Origin of the sequence: Legionella genomosp. 1, from assembly GCF_900640215.1 — a bacterium.
Lineage (GTDB): Bacteria > Pseudomonadota > Gammaproteobacteria > Legionellales > Legionellaceae > Legionella_C > Legionella_C quinlivanii_A.
On record NZ_CAAAJH010000015.1, the window covers coordinates 1 to 25,703 of the forward strand.

Here is a 25,703-nt window from a genome sequence, read left to right on the forward strand (position 1 = left end):
TTCTCAAGCACTCAAATCTCTTCAAGCGCCCACACAGTTTGTCTTCATCTTCTTAATCAACTCGCCCCGAAGGCGTGATGCGTATTCTACGGATTTCGCTTCCCTTGTCAAACACTTTTTGCAAAAAAGTTTAAATTTCTTTTTTATCACCCTGCTTTTTTAAGAAGCACCCTGGCAATTCTTCGCTTACCCACCTGAATAATAAAGCTTTTTTCCATTTCCATTAACAATGCCGCATCCGCCAGACGCTCACCATTTAACTTGACTGCGCCCTGTGCGGTCATTCGAATGGATTCGGAAGTACTTTTTGTTAAATCGAGTTGCTTTAAAATCTGGGCGACACTTAAAGGCTCTGAACAGATAATGATTTGTTCGGGTAAATCATCAGGAATTTCATTTTTGCGAAAACGCTCAATGAAAGACTGTTCCGCCAAATCGGCTTGTTCCTTATTATGGAAGCGTTCAATAATTTCCTTGGCCAATCCGATTTTAACATCACGTGGATTATAGCCCTCTTCAACCGCTCGTTTCATTTTTGCGATATCGGCAGAGGATTTAAAACTTAACAGATTAATATAACGCCACATCAATTCATCGCTAACCGACATAATCTTTCCAAACATACTATCGGCAGTTTCTTCTATACCTATATAGTTGTTTAAAGATTTAGACATTTTCTTAACACCGTCTAATCCTTCTATTAATGGGGTCATCATAATGACTTGCGGCTCATGGCCGAAATGTTTCTGCAATTCCCGGCCCATTAACAGATTAAACTTCTGATCCGTACCTCCCAGTTCAATATCTGCTTTAAGCGCTACTGAGTCATAGCCCTGTACTAATGGATAGAGAAACTCATGAATGGCTATCGGCTGTCCTGTACTATAACGTTTACTGAAATCATCGCGCTCCAGCATCCTGGCCACAGTATGCGTGGCGGCAAGACGAATCAGGTCGGCTGCGTTCATTGCCCCCATCCATTGAGAATTAAAACGAACGATTGTTTTCTCAGGATCAAGAATCTTAAATACCTGTGCTTCATAAGTTTTGGCATTCTCAAGTACTGCCTCCTGGCTTAAGGGCATGCGTGTGACATTTTTTCCTGTCGGGTCACCGATCATGGCGGTGAAATCACCGATCAAAAAAACAACCTGATGCCCAAACTGTTGAAATTGCCGAAGTTTATTCAATAATACGGTATGGCCTAAGTGTAAATCAGGAGCAGTCGGATCAAATCCTGCTTTAATGATCAGAGGTCTATCTTTGAGCAATTTTTTTTCAAATTCCTGAACAGGAAGGATTTCTTCACAGCCTCTTTGCAGTTCGGCATTCATCGATTCATCAATAATCATACAAGTAAAACCTTTTTTAGTGATTGACCTAAGTTGTTCCAGCGAGTATCTTAGCCCGGTTATTGTGTTCTCGCTAGAGGATGAATAAACAGGACAGCTTTTTAGGCATGAATGCCCCAGTTGGCGAACCGTATAACAGAACAGATTATATGTTCAGTGGGTAACCAAATTTTAAAAAACGTGCGATTATTATTTCGCCGTTTTATTGGGATGGTAATAATAAACCTAATTATCACTGTAATAATAATTTTAACATCACTCTAGAGGTTAGCAGTAGCAAAAGGCGAAACATGGATCAACGACCCAATGTCTCAATAAATAATACAAACAAGCCATCCAAGCTGTTGGCTCTTATCGCATTGGCGATTGCATTTGCCTTGCCTTTCATATTGGTCAAGACATTTCCACACAAGATTAAGCCACCTGTAAGCAGCAAATCAACGACCTTATCTGAACTTGAAGAACAGGAAAAAGATATTCCTGATGAAGAGGAAGTTCCGGTTAATGAGGAAGAGCAAGAGGATACAGAAGAAGCTGAAGGAGGCGAAACCATTCCAGCGCCCTCATCTATTATAGAGAAAGCGGAGCATATAGAGAAAGCTGATCCGCCGAAAACCAGTCTGGAAGCAGCTAAAAAACTGGCCGAGGTAAAAAAACCGGAAATCAAAACGGCTAAACCGAATAAGCCCGTGGCTTTACCCCCTGAAAAAGATTGGAAAATCATTAAAACCCGTCCGGGTGACTCCCTGGCACTGGTATTCAATCGCGCCGGTGTAAGCCAGAAAGTGTTGCAAACGATTCTTCATGATAATCCGCATACCTCGGCTCTCACCCGATTGAAGCCAGGGCAGGACATTCAACTTCAAATTAAGAATAAGGTTCTTGAGCGAATGATGCTTCCTTTTACCAGCACTCAGTTTCTGGTGATCTATCGTGACGGCGCCCATTATAGAAGCAAAATCGATGCAAAGAAAATGAACAGCCATAATCATTTCGCAACTGCCGTCGTGAATGGCTCCCTTTATGGAACGGCCAAACGTTACAATATCCCGCCAAAACTGGTTAAACAAATGACCGATATCTTTACCTGGGATATCAATTTTGCCAAAGATATTCGTGCCGGGGATCGATTCACTATTATTTATCAGGCGTTTTATATCGATGGCAAACAAGTCGGAACTGGCGATATTGTCGCGGTATCTTACAAGAATCGTGGAAAAACATTTCAGGCGGTAAGACATACTAACCGCGATGGTCAGTCTGATTATTACACCCCCGAAGGCAGAAGTCTGAAAAAAGCATTCAACCGCTATCCGGTCCGTTTCAGCCACATCAGCTCTTCCTTCAGTCTTTCAAGGTATCATCCTATTTTACATTATCGACGAGCCCATAAAGGCGTCGACCTCGCTGCGTCTATTGGCACACCAATCATGGCCACAGGCTCAGGGAAAATTGAAATTATTGGCCGCCAGAATGGCTATGGCAATATGATTAAAATCAAGCATGACAAAAATTACAGCAGTGTGTATGGCCACATGCTACGATTTGAGAAAGGCTTATCACGCGGTGATTATGTCAAGCGCGGCCAGGTGATCGGTTACGTGGGCCAATCCGGACTTGCCTCAGGCCCTCATTGCCATTATGAGTTTCATGTCAATAATTTTCCCCGAAATCCTACTACCGTTGACTTGCCCAGAGGTTTGGAAATTTCCGCCAGAGAAATGGCAAACTTTAGGGCAAACACCAGAACCCTTCTTGCACAATTAAAGATGTTTGAAGAGGCACAGCTTGCAAGTGCAGCTAGAAAAAACAGTAACAATAAAAAAGCATAATCAAGATTTAAGGACAAACGAATGAAAAAAATGTTGTGGGCGGCCCCACTGGCTTTAGGATTATTGACTTCATGCGATACATTCGACAAACCTGATGTGATAACCGATGATGCCGGATATCCTCATTACACTACTCCCTACCAGGACGATACCCGCGGCCAGAATGCTTTTCCAATGACCTGGAATACGAACGGTAAAAAGCTGTTTGTGTTTGATCCCAAAGCCTATGCCTGGGCAGCTTATGACGCACAGGGTAATCGGGTGATGACTGGCAGCGCTTCCGGTGGTATGGATTTTTGCCAGGATATTGATGAATCATGCCGAACCGTAGTAGGCACATTCCAGGTATTTAATAAAAAAGGCGCTGACTGCAAATCCAGTGAATTCCCAATTGCCAAAACTCCAGGCGGCAAAGAAGGTGGCGCTAAAATGCCCTATTGCATGCACTTCCACGACGGCTATGCCATTCATGCAGCCTATGAAGTACCACGCCGCAACTCCAGCCACGGCTGTATACGCGTTTTGCCAGGAGCGGCCAAATGGCTGAATCAGAACTTTATCGATGTAGGCACAACGGTGTTGGTTCTGCCCTATTCCAAACCAGAGAATTGATTGTGTTTTTGGCTGGGTATAGATCCAGCCAATTTCTATCAAGTAAAGAGATAACGACAAACGACAATGCTGGCAATGATCCCGGCCAAATCAGCAAGTAAACCGGCGGGAATAGCATGTCTTGTTCGTTTGATCCCTACCGCACCAAAATAAACGGCAATCACATAGAAGGTTGTTTCCGTACTGCCCATCATAGTTGCCGCAGTCTTGGCAATGAATGAATTGCCGCCGTGATCATGGATCAGTTCCGCCATTAAACCTGTTGATGCACTGCCGGAAAATGGGCGAATTAATGCCAGGGGTAATAAATCAGTAGGCATGCCCAGCTTGGAAAGTACAGGGGACAACAGACTACTCAGCAGCTCAAAGAAGCCAGAAGCGCGAAGCATACCAATTGCGACCATCATTGCGATTAAGTAGGGAATAATGCTGACACTGGTTTCAAAACCCTGCTTTGCACCATTGATAAACGCTTCAAAAACGTCGACTTTTCGCAGAGCTGCATAAGCCGGTATTCCTACCACGAATGCAAGAAGCATCCAATTGGATAGTTGATTAGCAAAATCACTCATGAGAAACACTTAATTTATTTATTCGGTAAACAGGAAGTTTGGCAAGCTGTTTGACAGCTACAATACCCACTATCGTTGAACAAGTAGTAGCCAAAAGCGAACTGACGATGACAGAGCTGGGATGCAAAGCACCATTAGCAGCCAGAAAGGCGATTGCCGTTGCCGGAATTAACTGAACACTGGAAGTGTTAATCGCGAGAAAAGTACACATCGCATTACTGGCTTCCTGTGCATGTTCATTCAACCGTTGTAACTCTTTCATCGCCTTCAATCCAAAAGGCGTTGCGGCGTTGCCAAGGCCCAGCATGTTGGCGGCAATATTCATCACCATAGCGCCCATCGCCGGATCATCCACAGGGACTTCAGGAAATACAGGTTTCATGACAGGCTTCAATAACCTCGCCAAACGATTAACCAGACCAGACTCGGTGGCGATATTCATTATCCCCAGCCATAAGGCCATAATACCGGTTAAACCTATCGCAATTTCAAAACCTAGCTTGGCAGAGTCTGTCACCGCATTGACCAGTTGATCCACTCGCCCTTGAATCACCGCAACGCATACTGAAAGCAGGATCATTCCGAGCCATATTGCATTTAGCATAAATTTCCCTCAAACTGTTTGCCTGCTACACTTACATTACTTCAAGCGAACTATGGCTTCTTTAAAAAAATTGATGCTTTTATCCAGCTGTTTAACGCTGACCTTTAATGTCTTTGCTATAAATGATCTTCCCCAAAAAGAGTTAGACCTAAGCATTGAGAAACTATATCACACTATCCCTGACATCTCTAAATTAAACATGCAGGCCCGTTTGGATAAACTAAGCAGCTCTTTTGTAGGAAAACCCTATATTCTCGGTTCGCTTGGCGAGGGAGATAACGCTTATTTTGATCAGATGACACTCTACCGTTTCGATGGTTTTGATTGCGAAACTTTCGTGACTTCGGTTTTGGCTTTCGCACTTGCAGATAACCCTCCGGAGTATAAAATCTGCCTGCAAAAATTAAGATATCAGAATGGTAAAATTGGTTTTATTAATCGAAATCATTTCACCGCCCTGGACTGGAATACCAATAATCAGCAGCAGGGGTATGTAAAAGACATCACGCGCAATTTTACTGATAAAAACAATCAGCCAGTGTACAAAGTTGCTGAAGCTATAGTAGATAAGCCCTCCTGGTATCAGCACTTAAGCAGTAAATCCATTCGTTTAAACTCTCCCGACACTAAAGAAACCGAGAAGCGCTTAAGCAGACTTAAACAGCGGGGCAGCAAGCTTGCTGTGGCCAAAGAACAGATTGATTATCTGCCTCTAACTGCTTTATTTGATGCCAAGGGTGTCCCCAACCTTCATCTTTTCAAGCAGATTCCTGATGCAGCGATTATCGAAATTGTTCGACCGAACTGGGATTTGACACAGGCTATTGGCACCCATTTAAACGTTTCCCATCTCGGATTCGCCTTCTGGAAAGGTGATCAGTTAATTTTCCGACAAGCATCCTCCAATTTTGGAAAAGTAGTTGATGTGCCATTAATGGATTATCTTAAAGAAGCCTTGCCGAGTCCCACTATTAAAGGGATTAACGTACAGATTGTTTTACCAGAGAAGCCCCTGAATGCACAGTGCTTGGCAAAATAGCAGGCGGGGCTATATGAAAAAGTACGTTCCGATAGCAATAGTACGGTTGTAAGGCAAATTATAGAACTCGATATTCAGATTAGCCGAGTAGTTTCGCATCAGAAACGCAAACAATTTCTCCTGCCAGTAGAAGGTCAGTGTTTTGATTCGTTTGGATGCCATTACATTTGGGATCTCAACCAGATAAGTTGCAGAATCAACATTCAGCTCATAAGGCAGCAGTTTTTTTTCATTAAGGGCTGACAGGGCATGAGGAATGGAAATATTGTCCATAAATCCATAATGCAGGGTCAACTGGCAGATTTTTTCATCAAGCTGGGTCAGTTCAAAGCGTTTGCTGTAGTGAACTCTGGGCTTATTTTCCACCTGATAATTCACAATCAGAATATTCTCAGGAACTGCAAGACTTAGTTTAAGAAAATGTAAAAAGCTGCCGCCACTGCGATCATAAATGTCGGTCAGAAAAATTGCAGTAACACCCGGCAGATGATTCAAACTTTTATAATGCAACTGTTTGATTATCTTTAACAAATCGCCTTTCTGCATGTAATAGTGTTCCTTGAGATGCTTAAGACCCGTACTCCAGGTGTACATGACAATGGCAACCAATAAGGCAAAAAATACAGGGGCCCAGCCTCCGGTAAGAAACTTATGTGAATTGGCTCCCAGAAATGCGAGGTCAATGATTAAAAACCCGGTGAAAACCAGGGCAATGCGCAAGATTGACCACTTCCATACCGTGCGAGCCGCATACACCACCATTGTTGTTACTAATAACATATCCAGATTAACCGCGATCCCATACGCATTGGCCAGTCCGTCAGTACTTCTGAAGAAAAATAGCAAGGCCATCGTACCGATTAGGAGAAAGAAATTCATTTGTGGAATGTAAATCTGCCCCTGATGTTCGGATGAGGTCTGCACAATCGGCAGTTTAGGATACAAACCCAGTAGAACTGCCTGTTTGGTTAATGAAAAGGTAGCCGATATGACAGCCTGGGATGCGATAACTGTGGCCAGCGTGGAAATAATCAGCAAAGGCATAAAAAACCAGGAAGGAGCCAGCAGATAAAAGGGATTTTCTATTGCTTCAGGATGCAGGAGCAGATTGGCGCCCTGGCCAAAATAGTTGAGTAATAATCCTGGAAGCGCTACAAAAAACCAGCTATAGCGAATTGGATTTTTACCAAAATGGCCAATGTCTGCATACAGGGCTTCTCCGCCTGTTACTGCCAGGAAAACCCCTCCCAATAGCAAATACGCTCGCCAGCCATTTTCATAAAAGAACTCATAGGCATAGTAAGGGTGAACTGCCTGAAGCACTTGCGGGTATTTAAAAATCTGCACTAAACCTAAGGCGCCAATCGTTATAAACCACAGTAAGATTAGAGGACCAAAGGCAGCACCGATGCGCCCTGTTCCTTTGGATTGCATTAGAAACAAACAAATCAGAATAGTGGATGATAATAAGGTAATATAGCTGTCAAATTTGGGCGACAATAGCTCGAGGCCTTCCATCGCACTGGTAACGGAAATTGCAGGGGTCAGCATGCCGTCCCCAATCAACAAGCCCGCAGTAAAAATCGCAATGAGGTAAAACCAGTGCCGATGCTTGCTCTGTTGCTGTTTGAGCAAGGCAAGTAATGCCAGGCCTCCACCCTCGCCTTCATTATCCGCGCGGAAAATAACAATTAAATATTTTATTGAGATAATGATAATCAGCGACCAAAAAATAAGCGATAAAACGCCAAGCACATCAACTCGATTGATTGGCAGATCACCCAATGTTTCCTTAATTGCATACAATGGACTGGTTCCAATATCGCCATACACGATGCCCAGGGCAGCGAGTGCAGTAGAAAACGTTACTTTTTTTTCAGTCATTGTTCGACTTTTTTAATTAAGGAAAGGATAACTATACCCAAACTCCTTGCTTCTGCGTAGTTTAATCAAAAAATTTTTCCTTATTTCTCAAGGAAAGCACTTCTGCTCGTTGCGAAATTGCAAGGGATCCTTAATAATGGAAAAATTGTTCTGTTCAGGATTAGGAATGCCTTTAATGCGAAATGCCCGGCGTTTGGTTTTTGCAGGTCTGCTGGCTTTTGGTTTGAGCAGCTGTTATCAGCCTCCCTATAACAATTTTAAGCCTTATAATCGAATGTACAAAGATACCGCTACGATTGGTGGGTTTGGAACTGTCGCAGGAGCCGTTGCTGGTTCAACCTTAACTGGAACAGGGATTGGCGCTGCCGCCGGCATATCCTACAGTATTTACAAAGACAGTCGACGTTCACTGCTGAAAGCACTGGAAAGAGAAGATATTCAGTATATCCAGTATGGGGACACGATGACTTTAATCGTTCCCACTGATCGCTATTTCATGTTTAACTCGCCCAAGCTGAATGATTTGTGTTATGAAGGATTGGTAAATATCGTTAAACTGCTTCGATGCCATGTTAATTGCTCAATTTATGTAGCGGGCTTTACAGATGATATTGGCTCGCGAGAACATAAAAACAATTTATCCCAGGCACGTGCCGAAGCGATGTTAACGTTCCTGTGGGCAAATGGCATTCCGGCGCAGCAGTTAAATGCAGAGGGCTATGGCGATAAACATGCGGTTTCAGATAATAAGATTATTCATGGCAGCGCTCAGAACCGCCGCCTGGAAATTCAATGGTTTAATTGCTCTGCACTGAGTCAACCTGCTGCTGCAGCAACAAAATAACTGACATGGAGTGTTTCTGATGGATTGATTATGATGAACTCAAGATTTATTGGCGGTATATTACTTATTGTAGGAACATCAATAGGCGGCGGAATGCTGGCCTTACCGGTAGCGAATGCTGCAACCGGATTCTGGCAGTCTTCTCTTTTCCTGCTGTTCTGCTGGGCTTTAATGACGCTTGGCGCTCTGTTTATTCTTGAGGCGAATCTTTATCTTCCACCAGGCAAACACATGGTTTCTATGGCTGAGGCCACTTTGGGGATTCCTGGACTTTTAGTTGCCTGGCTTAGCTATCTTTTTTTATTGTATTCCTTGCTTGCCGGCTATATTTCGGGGGGCGCAGATGTATTTTCAAGCCTGCTCAGCTTTATTAACATTCATCTGCGCGAATGGCAGGCCATTGTCTTATTTACTTTCATCTTTGGTATGATTGTATATGGCGGCATCAAAAAAGTGGACCTCTTCAATCGTCTGCTAATGTTTGGCAAATTGGGGGCTTACTGCCTTTTGGTCTTACTCATCGCGCCTCATGTAAAACCTGCGCATCTGGTATCAGGAGATTATCGATTCATCACTGGTACGGTGATGATTCTGATTACCTCATTCGGATATGCGATTATCATTCCTAATCTGCGGGATTATTTTAATGATGATTTAAAGACGCTGCGCAAAGTCATTCTAATCGGTTCCTGTATTCCTCTGTTTTGTTACCTGGCCTGGGATGCCATTATCATGGGAACTGTACCTACCGAGGGTAATCAGGGCCTTGCCGCTCTTTTACATGATGATCATACGACCAGCACTCTGGCCGATATATTAAGCAGAACCGTCAATAGCCAGTTAATCACTTCCATTTTTAATTTTTTTACATCTATCTGCATGCTAACCGCCTTTCTGGGAGTATCGCTCTGTTTAATCAGCTTTCTGGCCGATGGATTCAAGGTAGAGCAAAAAGGACGTGCCGGCCTAATGCTATTTATACTGACATTTCTGCCCCCGCTGCTCCTGGTTATTTACTCTCCAGGTATCTATATACGCGCTCTTAATTATGCCGGCATTTTTTGCGTCATACTGCTTCTTTTATTGCCCGCGTTGATGACGGTTTATGGTCGAAAACGCTATGCAGGGCGTTATACTGTTCCAGGAGGAGCAATCACTCAGTGGCTAGTAATTATTTTTTCCGTTATTTTAATGATAAATGCAATTTGGCAATTACTCAGTCATTAATCTAAAATCATAACTTAACGCCTAAGGCATTAAAGGAAGGCTTAGGCTTAGGCGATAAGTTTCAAACAAGAGCGCAATGGATAGTTTTTTCTTTTGTTATGGCAAAGAACACATTGTTTATGGAATAATCCTATTGACATTGCATCCATTGTTATTTAACATTTCTGAATGAAATTTGATCAATATGGATAAATTAGTGACCAACTCAAAATTACTCGGCGGAATTCTTCTTATTGTAGGAACTTCTATTGGTGGCGGTATGCTGGCTCTCCCAGTGTCAACCGCTGAAGTTGGATTTACCAATTCCATCTTTTTTCTAATACTCTGCTGGCTCATTATGACTGTGGGGGCTTTCCTGATTCTCGAAGTCAATTTGCGGCTCCCTCCCGGTAGCAACATGGTATCTATGGCCAGGTCAACCCTGGGCTTGCCTGGGCAAATTATTGCCTGGATCACTTACTTGTTCTTGCTTTACACGCTGCTGGCAGCCTACATATCAGGGGGCAGTGATGTATTAAATGGCATTTTCGCAAGGCTAGGCATCGCTTTTCCCAGTTGGATTACTTCATTGATTTTTACTTTAGTATTCAGTCTGGTGGTTTATGCAGGGATCCGTGCGGTTGATTATGTGAACCGTGGATTGATGTTCGGCAAACTCGGGGTTTATCTGTTATTAGTGGCTATTATCAGCCCGCATGTGGATACCAGCAGTTTAAGCGGCGGCTCAGTGAAAGCCATTACGGGTAGCCTTATGATTCTGATTACCTCATTTGGTTTCGCATCAATAGTACCCAGCCTGCGCGACTATTTTAATGAAGATGTTGCTTCTTTAAGACGAGTTATTTTATACGGTTCACTAATTCCCCTGGCTTGCTACATTATATGGGATGCGGTAATTATGGGTGTCGTATCTCGTGACGGTGATGAGGGTTTATTAAGTCTGATGACAACCGAACATGCGACTAGCGGCTTAACTAATGCGCTGAGTAGTGCAGTTCATAGCCAATGGATCACCGGCTTTTTTGGCTTTTTCACCTCCATTTGTATGGTTACCGCATTCCTGGGAGTCTCAATCGGGTTATTTGATTTTCTGGCTGATGGCTTGTCCTTAAAGAAATCCGGACTTCAAGGTAAAGGGACTCTGGCGCTGACTTTTCTGCCTCCCCTTTTCGTAGTGCTAATCAATCCAGGAATTTACCTGCATGCCTTGGGTTATGCCGGGGTTTGCTGTGTTATCTTATTATTGCTTATGCCCGCAGTAATGACCTGGAGTGCGCGCAGAATTGATAACTCAGACAGCCTGCAAATTGTGCCCGGCGGCAATGCTATGTTGAGTTTGGTGGCTTTGACTGCGATTTTTTTACTGACCATTGCGTTTTAGAGTTTGGTAGGCGATACTTGAGCCTTTTGGACTGTGATTTGAATAGTTTATTCGATCTGAAAGCTTATGGTTAGATATCGTCCCTTTCTTAAATGGGCAGGCAATAAATACCATTGCTTAAACCATATACTAACTCATCTGAAACCAGCAAGGCGTTTAATAGAACCCTTTACGGGTTCTGGGGCCGTGTTCATAAACTCTGTATATGACAGTTACCTTTTAGCAGAAAATAATCCCGACCTGGTTCATCTTTATCAAATGGTACAGAATGAAGGCGATCGGTTTATTAGCGATTGTGCCGAATTGTTTACAGCGGAAAACAATGTGGAAAGTCTCTATTATCAGTATCGTGATGAATTTAATCACTGTACTGACATCAAAAGACGCGGTGCTTTGTTCTTATATCTCAATCGGCATGGCTATAATGGCTTGTGCCGCTACAACAAGAGCGGTATTTATAACGTACCCTTTGGACGCTATAAAAAACCCTATTTTCCAAGAAAGGAATTACTGAATTTTTATCAGCAAAGTCAGAAAGCTGAATTTCTTTTAGCAGATTTCAGAAGTACTTTTGCTCAGGCAAAAGCGGGTGACATCATTTATTGTGATCCCCCCTATGTTCCACTTTCGAGGAGCTCCAATTTCTCCTCTTACACCAGGACTAAATTTTATGAGCGGGACCAGATTGACCTGGCTATTCTGGCTAAGCAAAGCGCAGAACAAGGGATTACCGTACTTATTTCAAATCATGATACGGAATTTACTCGTCATCACTATAAAGAGAGCCAGATTATCACCCTTGAAGTTCCCCGTATGATTAGCTGTAATGCCGAAAACAGGCAAATGGCTAAGGAACTGATTGCGGTTTTTGACGGTTATTCCAGCTAAAGCCCAAAGCTGTCATATTGACCAGGACCTTTCTTGCATGGCAACCAGTAAAATTCTGGTTGCCAGCTTCGCCTATTGAATAGTTGAGCGAAAGTCCTTCATAAAGAAAGCGAGAATCATCACCATTAGCAATGAAAGCGGCAGAACTGAAAGAGCAAGCTGATAATCCACGATGCTGTAGATATGCTCCCCTGCGACCACATGACTATCACCAAATGTATCCAGTAATTTACCAACCAGGGGCTGAAACACCACACCGCCAAGAGTGACAATCATGTTAACTGCTGCAAATACAGTGCCGGATAATTTGGCGCCGCTATTTTCCTTACCCATAATAAATACAATAATCTCTGTCGCGCTGAATACACCATAGAGAAAGAGCAGAATATTTAAGGTGGTATACGATAGGCCTGGATAATACAGCACGATGCTAATGCAAATAAGACTTAAAATAGCACCGGCCACCAGAGGAAACACCCTTCTGCCACTAATATCAGAGAAATAACCGGCTATCGGCGCACCGACAGCCCATCCCAGAAACATAGCTGAAACGGTTCTTGCCGCCTGCACTTTTGTGAGGTGATGAGCCTGTTCGAGATAGGTTTTCCCCCATAATTCCCCAAATACAGACAGGGAGGTGTAAAGGCAGGCACCTACAAAGCCGATAAGCCATACTTGCGGAGAAGATAAAACATGCCAGACATTCGCGAAAAACTCCGGCCACGGTTGCTTGTTAGCGATATGTCCCTGAGGGCCATCGCGCACGACCAGGAAAGTAATTACACTAAGTACTGCGCCAATAATGATCATCATCCACAATACATGCATCAGACCTAAGGACACTGCCATATCGGTGATTTTCACTTCGCCATACACTAATCCGAGCATGCCAAGAGTAGTGATTAACCCGGCAACCAGTGAAAAATAACGACGGGGCAGCCATCGCAAAGCCAGAGACAGGACGCCCACAAAGGCAAATGAGGAGCCAAATCCCACCAGAAAACGACCGCTGCCCGCGATGAGCATGGAAGAGGTGTTTGTGAACATCCATGAGCCCAGAGTACAGCAGAGGCAGGCGAAGGTTAACAGTCTGCGCGGACCGTAGCGATCCATCAGCATGCCTACAGGAAGCTGCATCGGTGAATAGGCAAAATAGTAAAAGGCAGATAATTGGCCAAACGTGGTAGCTGAAATATGACCAAAGGCAGCACTAAGCTCGCTTTGCAATGCGCCTGGTATAATTCTCAACACAAATTCATAGCAGTAGAAGAAAGCTCCTACAGTACAAATTAATATTCCCAACAGGGCTTGTCTTCTACTAATTGATTCAATCATTTGTATTCGCATAAGTTTCTTTGAGGAAAAAAGTCAGGATAGCTGCGATTATTATTCCAAGCGGAATAATGGACAGCGCAAACTGATAGTCATCCGCTGTATAAAGCTGCTGCAATTTATCAAGCGATAAGGTGTCAATATTGATTACGCCCGCATGTGAAGCGAAACTCATATCCAATAGCTCGCCCACCAGCGGCTGCAGGAACATGGCCCCCAGCATAACAATCATGTTGGTCATCGCCATCGCTGTACCCGCTGCTTCAGTCGGGCTTAATTCACGGCCTACTGCAAACACAATACATTGCGCGCTGTATAAAAGACCCAGCATAAACATCAGGACACTGATGCTACCCTCATTCAAGCCGGGGAAGTAGAGCACAATCATCATAATGATGGCAGCACCCGTTGCTCCAACTAACATCGGCAACTTGCGGCGTTTGATTTTATCAGAGATGAGCCCCATAACCGGCGCACCGATTGTGAAACCTAAAAACAGCAGGGAATTGGCAAAGTCCGCCCCTTCCTGAGTGAGTCCATGGGCGTGTTTCAAATAGGGTATGCCCCAAAGTTCAGCAAATACAGTGGTAGGCAGATAAACCAGGCAGCCAAACAGACCATTAATCCAGATTTGGCGATTGCGCGCAATAATACCCAGGTCAATCATACTTTTACGGAAATTATCAACCGTTCCGCTACGTCGCTGGTGACTCTTCTTATCCTTGATACCGAACCATAGAACAAAGATCAACGCAATGCCCACATAGGCGGTCAATTGCACGGTATACTTCCAGCCCATCTTAATAACCAGAATACCCAGAAGATTGTCGCCAATCATGGCACCAATTGTACCAAGAGCAGCGGCCATACCGGATACCATTGCCAGCTTATCTTCAGGCAACCAGATAGTCGCCAGTTTTAAAACGCCGACAAAGGCAAAGGCGGAACCAAAACCAACCAGAAAGCGACCTGTTGCCGCTACCCAGAAGACATTGGTTCCTGCAAAAATAAAGGTACCCATTACGCAGATAAAACAGGCGATGGTAATTAGAAGGCGTGGACCGTAACGATCCAGCAACACGCCGACAGGAATCTGTAATGGAACATAGGCATAGTAGTAAAACGCAGATAACAAACCAAAGCCGCTGGCGGACAAATTAAAATGTTCGCGCAAAGCAGGTTCCATAACACTCGGTGATATTCTTAAAAAATACTCGTAGCTATAATAAATAGCACCAAGACCACAAATCAACCAGGCACTCAATAAATACCTTTTATCATTTTTACTACTCAAAATGAGCTCCTTAACGACGGTTAAGCACAAATTTCAAAAAGATGGATTAACGCTTTTTGATCTGACTAACGCCACTTGCTATTGCTGCTTTTGCCACAGCAGTGGACACTTGTTCTTTTAAGCGAGGATCGATAGGCTTGGGAATAATGTAATGAGGACCAAATTCCCAACATTGATCAAGCCCGGGATAGTTATCCTTCACCACTTGAGGTACAGGTTCATGCACCAGCTTCCGAATTGCTTCGACTGCCGCCACTTGCATGGCCTGATTAATACAGGTTGCTCTGACATCGAGAGCACCACGAAAAATGTAAGGGAAACATAGGACATTATTAACCTGATTAGGGTAATCACTTCGGCCGGTTGCAATGATGATATCATCGCGGATGGCATGCGCCACTTCAGGTAAAATCTCGGGTATTGGGTTGGATAAAGCAAAGATGACCGGTTTCGGAGCCATCAGGTTCAATAAATTACCGCTTAGTAAATCAGGTTTTGCAACACCGATAAATACGTCTGCGTCAACCAGGGCATCCGCCAGGGTTCTCGCTTCCGTTGTTCTGGCAAAGGCAAACTTATAGGCATTTAAGTCATCTCGCCCGGTATGGATTACGCCTTTTGTATCCAAAAGGGTCATATTTTCTTTATTAGCGCCTAAAGCAACTAATAATCGCATGGAAGCAATACCTGCAGCACCTGCACCAATACAGACAATACGCGCGTCTGCCAGTTTCTTATTCTGAAGTTCCAGGGCATTCAATAAAGCAGCCGCCACTACAATGGCAGTACCATGCTGATCGTCATGAAATACGGGGATGGATAATTGTTCAACTAAAGCTTGTTCAATTTCAAAACACTCAGGGGCTTTGATATCTTCAAGATTAATACCGCCAAAAGTCGGCGCGATTCGTTTGGCCGTAGCTATAAAGGCCTGTGGATTTTCTGCGTCAATTTCAATATCAAACACATCGATATCAGCAAAACGCTTGAAAAGGACTGCTTTTCCTTCCATAACGGGCTTGCTGGCTAATGCGCCTACATCTCCCAACCCCAAAACAGCAGTGCCGTTGGTCATAACTGCAATTAAATTGCCTTTGGCTGTATATCTGAAAGCATTTTCCGGATCTTCTGCGATCGCCAGTACCGGCTCTGCGACTCCAGGTGTGTATGCTAAGGACAAATCCTCCTGAGAATTGGTCGGCTTGGTTACATAAACCCCAAGTTTTCCAGGAGTTGGAAATTCGTGATATTCCAATGCGCGTTGCTTTAAGACCTCTTTATCCAAAATTCTCACTCACTTTTCGGGAAATCGGAAAAAATCATATAGAAAAAGCAAGAGAAAGAACAGTCATTCTGCAAAAAAAAGGCGCATAGTGTTGCGCCCCCTTATGGATCCTGTAATCTCCACGTTTCTCTTAAATATTCTCAGCCAATTATTGTTCACGTTTCTTATAACGATCCAGGAATTTCTGAACACGTCCTCCAGTATCAACCAGTTTTTGTTTACCGGTGTAAAAAGGATGGCAATAAGCACATACTTCAATATTTAAAGGCTTGCACAGTGTGGAACGAGTTTCAAAACTGTGACCGCAGCTACAGGTAACTTTAACTATTTCGTATTGGGGATGAATAGAAGCATTTGTATCACTACTCACTTTGGCATTCATATCACTACTCACTTTCATTACGGTATCGCCACCTGAACCTGAAAGTCAGGCACCATACCCAGTTATTTAAAGACTGTGCAGATTACCAGAAATACCCGCCCAAATCAATTTTAACGTATAGTATAGACCAAATTCAGAACGGCTTGAGAGAAATAATTGATAGAATATTGAATTAAATTTATCCAAGGATTAACCCGCTCCTGTCAAAAATACAATCTCAATTTGCTTTAGCCTGATATTTTTGCCAGAGCTTCTGCACAGGACCACTGCTGTTTAACAATTCATCAGTACATCCATCGGCAATAATTTCCCCCTGCTCGAGCAAAATAACGCGATCAAATTGCGGCAACAGATGCAGACGATGGAGAGTGACTACAAGCGTTGCCTCGCGGTATGTCTCGATAATACCCGAAAGAATTTGCTTTTCAGTGGGCAAATCGACACTTGAAGTTGGCTCGTCCATCAGAATGAGAGAACTGAATCGCGCCGCAAATAGCCCTCTTGCCAGGGCCAGCCTTTGCTTCTGCCCTACCGATAAATTAAGTCCTCTTTCACGTATATCGGTTAACAAACCTTTCGGCAGTTTTTCAAGCACAGGTTTGAAGCAGGCCAGCTCAATTGCTTTATCAATCACTTCCCGACTCGTCTCAATATCCATTGTTATATTAAATTCAATCGTGTTTTCAAAAATTTCCGGCTCCTGAGGGATTAAAGTTGTTATCGCGTGAAGCGGCTCCAGGGAATGAAAACTAACCCCGTCGATTTGAAGTTCAACCGTTTGCGGGTGATATAAACCTGACAATAAATGGAGCAGCGTACTTTTTCCCGCCCCGCTTGAACCTATTAATGCAATTTTATCGCCACGTTTAATATCAATGCTAATAGGTTGAGCAGGCATTTTTTTATTAGACTCAGAATGAGTAAATGTTAAATTTTTAATCGATAAACTATGCCATTGCTGAGCCAGGGCTTCTCCCGGTACCGGATGGGACAGAGCTTCAAGATCCTGAATAATCGGTTGAATACTCTTTACATCTGTATCCATGCGAACCAGATCGCTATAGTGCATACTCAGCGCATAAAACACTTCAGCCAGATCCCACTGATAACGAAAAATCATTACCACCGTTCCAATCAAAATGCCATCAGTGGTTTGCAAATGATAAACGATATACACAATCAGAATAATCGACTGAACCACGGTCAGAAGCATGCCCATAATGAACCACTTCAACTCGTTGACGACCGACTCCTTCCTGAAAAATGGCCAGATGGCTATGAGACGCTGGGAGAGGTTATTGCGTGTAAACTGAGCCAGTCGAAGCGTTAAAATAGTTGTAATATTACTGATATAGTCAAAAAGACCAGCGCCCACATGATTCTCCACCTCATTTTCTGATTCATAAAGCGGAATTAGTTTGCGATCAAACAAGATCACCATAATGGCTGCGGCTAGACAGGCAAGAAAACTGAATACTCCGACCGGCAAAGAAAGCCAGAACAGGAAGACAATAGACACCAGAAACTTGATAATCGTCTCAATATAAATAAATTGTTCTTCTGCAAAGCGTCTAAGGGCTGTCGAGGCGCGATTTAACCGGGTGATAATATTTCCTGAATGATGATCCTGATGCCATTTAAGAGGTAATTCAGTGAGCTTCTCATAAATTTGCAACTGGAACGCCTGCTGTATGCGAAGCGCAACCCGTCTCTCAACAACCCGCGCCGGGCCATGAAAAAGCCAGAACAAGGGAACTAGCAGCACTCCCATGATCAGCCAGTACAAGACTTCCTGTAACCGCCCAGGCTCAAAATGTTGCAAAACATCAATGGTTTTTCCAAAGGCATAAGGACTTAAGCTCATACAGGCCTGGGCAATAATATAGGCGATGTAATATCCGATAATAGCTCGGCGCCAGGTCTGGCCATGCGCCCAGACGGTTTTAAGCAGGTTAAAATAGGGATTTTGCATGCATGCTCTCCGCTTGGCGATTCCTGAAAACACTACCTTGAGCCACTATAATAAGTTATTTTTCACCGAAATTGAGAACCAAGCTATTGTCTCTGTCATTTCCGCGCAGGCGGAAATCTATCAATAATTTGGCATAGTGCGGCAGATGAAATAGATTCCCGCCTGCGCGGGAAGGCGTTGTTGCGTAAATGAAGATAGGTGCATAAAACCGTCTTTGCGAGCGTTAGCGAAGCAATCTAGCTCTTTACTTTGTTCAAGCTTCGATCTGGATTGCTTCACTTTGTTCGCAAAGACAACAGATTTGCTGTTTGGTTCTATTTACGCAACAATGCCGCGCGGGAATGACTCAGTTTGCACCCAAATTGAGGATAATTTTGCAGGATACCTGAGGCCGAAAGGAATTGGATTTATAGATTTTTACAATTATATTCCGGATGCATCTCCATTATATTTTTATAGATTTGCAAACTTAAATCTTTGATGCCATCCCCTTGCGGCGAAGAAGGATTGCCCTCACCCGCTTTGCTATTTAGCGCGACGGCCACTGTCAGATTACTGCATTCACTCCATATATAGGCCACTCGATAACCGAGGGTGCTGCCTTCGTAAGCCCAGAAACGGTTTTCCAGTTTTGGCTCATAAAAATATCCGACGCCTAAGCCAAATCCATCTTTTTGTTGGGCATCGATATTTGCAATCTCCTTGCCGCCAGGAATGGAAACTACTGTCTTAAGTTCTCTCAGGGCTTTCTGGCGATAATTTTCACCAAACATTTTGCCATTGTACAGCGCCTGCACCCAGTGAATTACATCGCTTATATCGGATACAATCGCACCGGCAGCTCCCGCCCAGGATAAATTATTTTTAGTGATATCAATTAATTTTTCTGTTTTCTCATCATAAGTGTATCCATGCGCCATCAGCGGTATTAATTTTTCCAAAAGCACCTGGCCGTTTTCTCCGGCAGGATAGTAGCTATTCATTAACAATAAAGGCGTTAACAAACGCTTTTGCAGTTGATCTGCAATTTTCGTATTGCTTACTTTTTCCACAATCATTCCCGCGAGGATATAATTGCTGTTGGAATAATCAAAGTGGGTTTCGGAACGCGGAGCAATCGGTTTAGCGGGATCAGCATACTGTAACAATTCAGCATCTGACCACTGACGGGTCATGTCTTCTTCCATAATTTTATCGAATTGCTCATTAGCACTGTAATTCGGAATACCACTGGTCATATTCAATAAATCTTTTATTTTTACATCCTTCCATTGAGGATATTGCGGTAACCATTTGCCCACGGGATCTTCAATAGACAGTTTGCCCTCGCCCTCCAGTTGTAATAGCAGGGCTGCTATAAACGATTTGGTTATACTGCCGATTTCAAACAAGGTTTTTGCAGTAACTGGTTTATCAAATGGCGCCTGTCCTTCATTGCCGGCATAAAAGCTCTGAATCGTGCCTTCCTGAGACCCTATTTTCTGCGGCAGAAAGACGGCAACAGCAATCCCCGTTAAATGCTCAACTTTCCCTCTTGTGGCAAGATAGTTATCCACCGTGGATTGAATTTTCTGATGGGCAAAATGGAGTGGTTCGGTGCTGGCGGCACTCAGGGAAAACGATGATAAACTCAACAATGCAGAAACCAAAATCCTTTTCATAAGCATTAATTCCTCTCAAATTTATATTGATACCTTTTTATAAGATGCGCGCAGGCTCAGGAGCAAAAATCCAATTCCTCTCTCGCCAGACTAAGTGCCTGGGTTCGCCACACATCCAATAATCTGACATTCTCCAGACTTTCCTGAAGCGTTACTCGTTCCAGTAGTTTGGCAGAAGGCTCAATAATTAATGTATTCATCGTATTAATCTGATAGGTATAGGCAGACAATGGACTTGTCAGCTTTATTTCCTGCGGCTTCTCCTCATTAGACCGATAAACACGGAAAACCTGCTCCCCATTGTTCGGGAACCAGGGATTGCTAAGCATCTCCAGTCGTCCTTTAGTACCCCAGATAGCAAATTGCCAGCTCATATCCAGGTCATCAGAAACAGTGATGGCAGCCAGGGATTGATCGTCAAAACTTAGAATAGCTGATGAGCGAGTATCATTATGGGAATGGTTCGCATTCCTTATTCCAATTGTTTTCAAATTGACTACATTAGCCATTGATAAATAGCGGATCAGGGACAATGGATAACAACCCAGATTAAAAATAGCTCCACCTGCTACAGGGTTAGCCAGATGGGCTATTTTGGCTGTGTAAACTGCCTGGAATAATTGAACATGGCCAATCAGGTTCTGCTGCAAAATGGATTTAATTTCCTGTATCAGCGGATGACAACGATACATAATGGCCTCCATGCAAACCAGACCCTTTATTTGCGCAGTGGCCATTATATCGAGCGTTTCTTCTTCATTGAGGGCCAGGGGTTTTTCACACAATACATGCTTACCAGCCTCCAGGCTTTTGACTGCCCACTCTTTATGCAAATGATTCGGCAAGCCTATGTAGACCGCATCAATCTCCGGATCAGTCAGTAAATCAGCGTAATGATTGTAAGGTTTGGAAATGAAAAATTCTTTGGCAAAGTCTTTAGACTTCTCCGCGTCTCTCCCGGCAACCGCGATGACCTGTCCATTCCTTGATTCAGCAATAGCCGCTGCCATATGCTGAGAAATAGAACTTGTACCCAAAATTCCCCATTTAATTGTGTTCTGGTCCATGAAAATTGACTCCTTATCAATCTAATCCCATTCAAAATATTCGTCGATTAACTTTTCAATCGTGGTTTTATCTTTCTTTACCAGTTTTTGCTGCGGTTGTGCAAAGTTAAATGTTTGCAAGGCTTCGTCCAGTGTGACGAAGGTATAACCATGTTCACGATACAGGTTAATAATGTCGGGCAGCACATAAGCATTCAAAATATTGGCATGAATTAATAGAATCTGTGCCTGATCTGTTTTATGGTTATAACGATTATTTTCTTCGGCAATCAAAGTCTGCTTCCAGATGAACTCCAGATAATCATATTTCACTTCTTCCAAATAGGCTCTTCGGTCATCCTGCGGCACCGATAAAAGTCGCTGGTTAAATATAAAGTCTTTGCTGTCAATAGTAATCGGAGCAATTTTATAATGCTTCGATGCGAGGTATTTCAATACCTTTTCCTTTTTTTTCTGTTTTCCCATCGCCAGATAGGGATAGCGGAAGTATTTAGGCTCTGTGAGCACCGGCGCCAATATCTTGTCGGCCTCCTCGATCTCCTGGATATACCTTTCAGTCTTCACCTTATTTAAATTAATGTGAGACATGGTGTGGTTACCCACCCCAAATCCCGCATCGCGGAATTTATGAAGCATCGGCCAGTTGTCCTGTCGCACATTCCCAGCAATTACGAAGCCCGTGACTGGAATCTCATTATCCTTAACAAGCTTGATAATCCGGTCCAGGTGAAAATTTTTATACTCGCCTACAAAAGGCAAGTCATCGATGGTAATCGCTATTTGACGCTGCGTGTAACCAGAGGAAGTAAACACCATTAAAGTTATTAAAATTTGTAAAACTATTTTCATAAATACTATCATTGATTGAACCGCCTTGGCGGCATGTCGTCAAACCTTAAAGAAAATGCAGCGATCCCGTTGCCGGATAACCGGGGACCTGTCATCGGTGCCATAAGGTTAAGGAATTTGTCATTCCCGCAGAGGCGGGAATCCATTCGTCAACTGGCATTATAGCTAGCTCAGAGCTGGATCCCCGCCTCCGCGGGGATGACAGTTTAATATAACTTAATAGCAAGTCCCGGCCCGTAACGAGGCATGCCGCAAAAAAATAGCATTTCCCCTGTGCAGAAATAACAGGCGTTAAGAGCAATCTCTTTTTCAGGATTATGAAATGATAACAGCTAAGAAGCCAGCAAACAAATTGAATACATGAGTTTTCAGAGCAAAGACGCCATTTAGTTTTCGCTTTGTATAATTTCCAACACTTTTTCTTGCGGCAAGACATTAAAAGTCTTGCGAATTTGCTCGAGAGGCTGGTCCATTACTTCCCAGTAATCCCAGTTATCAAACAAATCGATGTTCATCAGACTTCCTCTTTTTAAAGCGAGGAATTGCTCCTCCGGATTAAAATTACCGGTCATGCGCGGGACATCAATGGGAACGGTTTTAACGCCTAAATGGAACTGGCTGATAATAAACAATAAAATCCAGGGTCTGCCCACATTTCTAAATCCGGCTGTGAAAGAGGCCACTTTAAGCTCACCGGCAGGTGTCGTGTCGTAACCACCAACAACATGCGCCATGTCATGATAGGTCATCATCACCGGAGTGCCGTATTTTTCTCCCGGAAATATAAACTGATGCTCATCATAAAATCGCCAGAACTCCTTTCCCAGCGTACCATCAGGAAATTCTTTTAATTCATGGTATTTTTTAGCGAGTTCGGCATCCTGATAAAAACCCTTCATTCCACCCACAATTTTATAAATCCCTTTGAACTTTTCTTTTGCCCAGGCCTTGGAGATTGTTTCACCAATATACATATGACGAACGACATCAAAGGCATAAAGAACTCGGTGCTGGTTAGCGAGCTTTTGCAGAGCATCCACTAAACTGCTATCGACCTGAAGCGCTTTTGTATAAGCTCGTACCAGATCGACCTGCTCCGCTTTAGGGGTTCCATTTACTGTAGAGACAACCACCATTGCCTCAGCAAATTGCTTCCTTAATGCAGGATCAATAAATTGCTGCGCCAGCTCTTCGGGTTCAACCGACTCGCTGAGTTCCTCTAAAGGAAAATGGGTATCGGTAATGAATTTTTGAGCAGCATCGAGGGTTCTGATTTGAAGCTCCGTTAACTCCTTAATTTCAGGATCGGCCAGCATTATCGCTCTGAGCACTTTCAGTCCGGATTTCGCTTGCTCAGCGGAAGGTTTTAACAGGCGCATGTCTGCCTCTCCAATCTCTTTATTACTAAGTTATAGACTTATTTTGAGCAAAAATCGATACGGTTCATCAGTTTACTTGCCAGTGAGTCAGACTAAAGCTAGGATGAAATTAATTCACCGATTTCTGAGGACAGAGTAAGGATATGCCACTCATTGAAACGCAGCATATTAATGCAAGCCATGAAGATTTTTCAGGTAATAACGGCATTGGCCGATACATTTTTCTGACCGGCTCTGATGAGCGGGCACGAGAGCTCAGTGAGCAATTTGAAGAGGTAGTTATCAGAAAACATCCCCGACAGCATAATTTTTACATGGGAAAATTACTAAACCAGGGCAAGGCGATTGATGTCGCAGCCATTTCCACAGGAATGGGAGGACCTAGCGCCGACATTATTATTAATGAACTCATTATGCTCGGCGCTCGGCGGTTGCTTCGTATCGGTACTGCGGGCTCACTGCAACCGGATACTATTCATGTGGGCGATATTGTTGTGGCCACTGCAGCGGTTCGTGACGATAAGGCGTCCTGGGATTATATTTATAGAGAATATCCGGCGATTGCTTCCATGGAATGCCTGATTGCCGCCCACCGCGCTGCCAGGCTTCTGGCTCATCAATTCCCTGTTCATTTCGGTATTGTCCATTCTAAAAGCTCGCTGTATGCGCGTGAGTTTCACTATTCATTCATGGAAGAGAATGATCAGTATATGAAAACCATGCATTTGGCAGGTATTCTGGCAACCGAGATGGAGTGTGCGCAGCTATTTACCTTAAGTTCATTAATGAGTGCTAAATTAATTAGTACAGAAACCAATCCAATTCCAATTTTTTGCGGCTGTATACTTGCTATTGTGGGGGATAAAACCTCATTTTCTGATGATAAACAGAAAATTAAACAAAGCATTGATTTTGCAATGAGCTTCGGATTGGAAACCGTGAAAGCCCTCTCCATTATTGATCAGGAAACACATCACGATTTTTAGCACCCGTTAAGCTCTTATTTGACCATTTCCCCAGACCAGCCATTTGTAGCTGGTCAGGGCATTTAGGCCCATGGGCCCTCGGGCATGCAGCTTTTGCGTACTGATGCCGATTTCCGCACCCAGACCAAATTGCCCGCCATCAGTAAAAGCGGTAGACGTATTGACGTAAAGTGCTGCAGCATCCACCGTCTGCAGAAAATGATCTATTACGTCGGAGTCTTCGGCAATGATCGCTTCGCTATGACCTGAACTGTAACGATTAATATGTTCAATGGCCTTTAATGGAGAATCCACTGTTTTAATCGACATTTTATAATCTAAAAACTCCTGTCCGTAATCCTTATCTTCAGCCCTGTGAAGCAAGTGTTCCGGGTAAAATGGGTGCAGACTTTCAAAGCTTGGCGAATCCGCAAAAATTTCTACTTCATTTTTTGCCATTGCTGCAACAATTTGCGGAAGTTCGAAAAGCCGCTCAGCATGAATGATGAGTGTATCCAGTGCATTGCAGACACTGACTCGCCGGGTTTTCGCATTGTAAATAACCGGCACAGCTTTTTCCAAATCACCACTTTTATCAAAATAGGTGTGAACAATCCCGGCACCAGTTTCAATAACCGGGACGCGCGCATGCTCTCTTACGAAATCAATCAGGCTCTGACTACCACGCGGGATACATACATCGATATAGTCATTGGCATTGAGCAAAGTCGGCAATACTTCCCGTTCATTAGGGAACAAATACACAACATCTTCGTCCACTTCGTTTTCTCGCAGCACTCTCTTGATAATTGAAACCAGCATGCGGTTGCTATGCTCCGCCTCCTTCCCTCCTTTCAAAACACAGGCATTTCCAGACTTGAAACATAAGCCAAATACATCAATAGTGACATTGGGCCTGGCCTCATAAATGACCGCCACCACTCCCAGAGGAACCGAGACTTTTTGAATTTTTAACCCATTCGGTCGTTGTTTCTCCTCAAGGATCTGATGCAAGGGGCTTGGAAAATCAGCTACCGCGATGACATCATCAGCCAGAGAGTGGAGTCGTTCCTCAGTCAGCAATAATCGATCGTAACGCGGGTCCGAGGAGGACATTTGCAGCAGATCCTTTTGGTTTTCAGATAAAACCTCGGGAATCGATTGCCGTAAAGTGTTAGCCAATGAATGCAGAATCGCGTCGATTTTAGCTTCGCTCAAAGCCGAAAGTTTTCGGCTTGCCTGTCGCAGTGTTTTTAATTCAGAAATAATATCCTGCTGCATT

At 43.6% G+C, this 25,703-nt stretch carries 22 protein-coding genes; 8 read left to right on the forward strand and 14 right to left on the reverse strand.

Features of this window, described 5'->3' with window-relative positions:
- Positions 1-146: 146 nt before the first annotated feature.
- Positions 147-1,352: a tyrosine--tRNA ligase gene (gene tyrS / locus E1O89_RS12655; RefSeq protein ID WP_133140458.1), complete on the reverse strand. Its 1,206-nt coding sequence runs from the start codon at positions 1,350-1,352 to the stop codon at positions 147-149.
- A gap of 290 nt (positions 1,353-1,642) precedes the next feature.
- Here tyrS and E1O89_RS12660 point away from each other — a divergent pair, with 290 nt between their 5' ends.
- Both E1O89_RS12660 and E1O89_RS12665 read left to right on the forward strand, forming a co-directional pair.
- Entirely contained in the window at positions 1,643-3,184 is a 1,542-nt protein-coding gene (locus E1O89_RS12660; protein ID WP_133140459.1) for a M23 family metallopeptidase, read from the forward strand.
- A 21-nt stretch (positions 3,185-3,205) separates the two neighbouring features.
- Positions 3,206-3,796 (forward strand): L,D-transpeptidase, encoded by a 591-nt coding sequence (locus E1O89_RS12665; RefSeq protein ID WP_133140460.1) that lies wholly within the window; start codon positions 3,206-3,208, stop codon positions 3,794-3,796.
- 38 nt (positions 3,797-3,834) lie between these two features.
- Here the strand turns inward: E1O89_RS12665 and E1O89_RS12670 are convergent, their stop codons facing one another.
- The gene (locus E1O89_RS12670; RefSeq protein ID WP_133140461.1) at positions 3,835-4,368 is read right to left on the reverse strand and encodes a spore maturation protein; all 534 of its coding nucleotides are present in this window, start codon (positions 4,366-4,368) and stop codon (positions 3,835-3,837) included.
- Positions 4,361-4,972, reverse strand: a complete 612-nt coding sequence (locus tag E1O89_RS12675) for a nucleoside recognition domain-containing protein (protein WP_112220513.1) — start codon at positions 4,970-4,972, stop codon at positions 4,361-4,363. The genes E1O89_RS12670 and E1O89_RS12675 overlap by 8 nt, the downstream gene beginning before the upstream one ends.
- 52 nt (positions 4,973-5,024) lie before the next feature.
- Here E1O89_RS12675 and E1O89_RS12680 point away from each other — a divergent pair, with 52 nt between their 5' ends.
- A complete protein-coding gene (locus tag E1O89_RS12680) occupies positions 5,025-6,011 on the forward strand; it encodes an N-acetylmuramoyl-L-alanine amidase-like domain-containing protein (RefSeq protein ID WP_133140462.1) in 987 nt (328 codons plus the stop codon).
- A gap of 9 nt (positions 6,012-6,020) precedes the next feature.
- Here the strand turns inward: E1O89_RS12680 and E1O89_RS12685 are convergent, their stop codons facing one another.
- A complete protein-coding gene (locus tag E1O89_RS12685) occupies positions 6,021-7,895 on the reverse strand; it encodes a potassium transporter Kup (RefSeq protein WP_133140463.1) in 1,875 nt (624 codons plus the stop codon).
- Between the two features lie 136 nt (positions 7,896-8,031).
- Between E1O89_RS12685 and cmpA the strand changes: the two genes are divergently transcribed.
- From cmpA to E1O89_RS12705, 4 genes are all read left to right on the forward strand, one after another.
- Entirely contained in the window at positions 8,032-8,739 is a 708-nt protein-coding gene (gene cmpA / locus E1O89_RS12690; RefSeq protein ID WP_253255873.1) for a C-OmpA-like family protein CmpA, read from the forward strand.
- Between the two features lie 33 nt (positions 8,740-8,772).
- Positions 8,773-9,966: an amino acid permease gene (locus E1O89_RS12695; RefSeq protein ID WP_133140511.1), complete on the forward strand. Its 1,194-nt coding sequence runs from the start codon at positions 8,773-8,775 to the stop codon at positions 9,964-9,966.
- A gap of 196 nt (positions 9,967-10,162) precedes the next feature.
- Positions 10,163-11,347, forward strand: coding sequence for an amino acid permease (locus E1O89_RS12700; protein WP_165483155.1), 1,185 nt, complete (start codon positions 10,163-10,165; stop codon positions 11,345-11,347).
- A gap of 66 nt (positions 11,348-11,413) precedes the next feature.
- Positions 11,414-12,235: a Dam family site-specific DNA-(adenine-N6)-methyltransferase gene (locus E1O89_RS12705; protein WP_133140465.1), complete on the forward strand. Its 822-nt coding sequence runs from the start codon at positions 11,414-11,416 to the stop codon at positions 12,233-12,235.
- 72 nt (positions 12,236-12,307) lie between these two features.
- On the opposite strand, the gene E1O89_RS12710 is transcribed toward E1O89_RS12705, so the two are convergent.
- The 9 genes from E1O89_RS12710 to E1O89_RS12750 all read right to left on the reverse strand — a co-directional run bounded on the left by E1O89_RS12710 (position 12,308) and on the right by E1O89_RS12750 (position 23,456).
- Positions 12,308-13,570 (reverse strand): MFS transporter, encoded by a 1,263-nt coding sequence (locus E1O89_RS12710; RefSeq protein WP_262337517.1) that lies wholly within the window; start codon positions 13,568-13,570, stop codon positions 12,308-12,310.
- Positions 13,563-14,861 carry an MFS transporter gene (locus tag E1O89_RS12715; protein ID WP_133140466.1) on the reverse strand — a complete coding sequence of 433 codons (1,299 nt, stop codon included), beginning with the start codon at positions 14,859-14,861 and terminating at the stop codon, positions 13,563-13,565. The genes E1O89_RS12710 and E1O89_RS12715 overlap by 8 nt, the downstream gene beginning before the upstream one ends.
- Positions 14,862-14,907: 46 nt before the next feature.
- Positions 14,908-16,146, reverse strand: a complete 1,239-nt coding sequence (locus E1O89_RS12720) for a malic enzyme-like NAD(P)-binding protein (protein WP_058506339.1) — start codon at positions 16,144-16,146, stop codon at positions 14,908-14,910.
- Between the two features lie 148 nt (positions 16,147-16,294).
- The gene (rpmE, locus tag E1O89_RS12725; protein ID WP_410054773.1) at positions 16,295-16,546 is read right to left on the reverse strand and encodes a 50S ribosomal protein L31; all 252 of its coding nucleotides are present in this window, start codon (positions 16,544-16,546) and stop codon (positions 16,295-16,297) included.
- Between the two features lie 199 nt (positions 16,547-16,745).
- Positions 16,746-18,500: an ABC transporter ATP-binding protein gene (locus tag E1O89_RS12730; RefSeq protein ID WP_133140467.1), complete on the reverse strand. Its 1,755-nt coding sequence runs from the start codon at positions 18,498-18,500 to the stop codon at positions 16,746-16,748.
- 407 nt (positions 18,501-18,907) lie between these two features.
- Positions 18,908-20,161, reverse strand: a complete 1,254-nt coding sequence (locus E1O89_RS12735; RefSeq protein WP_165483156.1) for a serine hydrolase domain-containing protein — start codon at positions 20,159-20,161, stop codon at positions 18,908-18,910.
- 56 nt (positions 20,162-20,217) lie between these two features.
- Positions 20,218-21,228 (reverse strand): Gfo/Idh/MocA family protein, encoded by a 1,011-nt coding sequence (locus E1O89_RS12740; RefSeq protein ID WP_133140469.1) that lies wholly within the window; start codon positions 21,226-21,228, stop codon positions 20,218-20,220.
- A gap of 21 nt (positions 21,229-21,249) precedes the next feature.
- Positions 21,250-22,077, reverse strand: coding sequence for a polysaccharide deacetylase family protein (locus tag E1O89_RS12745; RefSeq protein ID WP_262337518.1), 828 nt, complete (start codon positions 22,075-22,077; stop codon positions 21,250-21,252).
- A gap of 386 nt (positions 22,078-22,463) precedes the next feature.
- On the reverse strand, positions 22,464-23,456 hold the full coding sequence (locus tag E1O89_RS12750) for a hypothetical protein (RefSeq protein WP_133140471.1): 993 nt from the start codon (positions 23,454-23,456) through the stop codon (positions 22,464-22,466).
- Between the two features lie 143 nt (positions 23,457-23,599).
- Here E1O89_RS12750 and E1O89_RS12755 point away from each other — a divergent pair, with 143 nt between their 5' ends.
- Complete coding sequence (locus E1O89_RS12755) at positions 23,600-24,442, forward strand: nucleoside phosphorylase (protein WP_133140472.1); 843 nt, start codon at positions 23,600-23,602, stop codon at positions 24,440-24,442.
- Positions 24,443-24,448: 6 nt separating this feature from the next.
- On the opposite strand, the gene E1O89_RS12760 is transcribed toward E1O89_RS12755, so the two are convergent.
- Entirely contained in the window at positions 24,449-25,702 is a 1,254-nt protein-coding gene (locus E1O89_RS12760) for a glutamate-5-semialdehyde dehydrogenase (protein ID WP_133140473.1), read from the reverse strand.
- Position 25,703 lies beyond the last annotated feature (1 nt).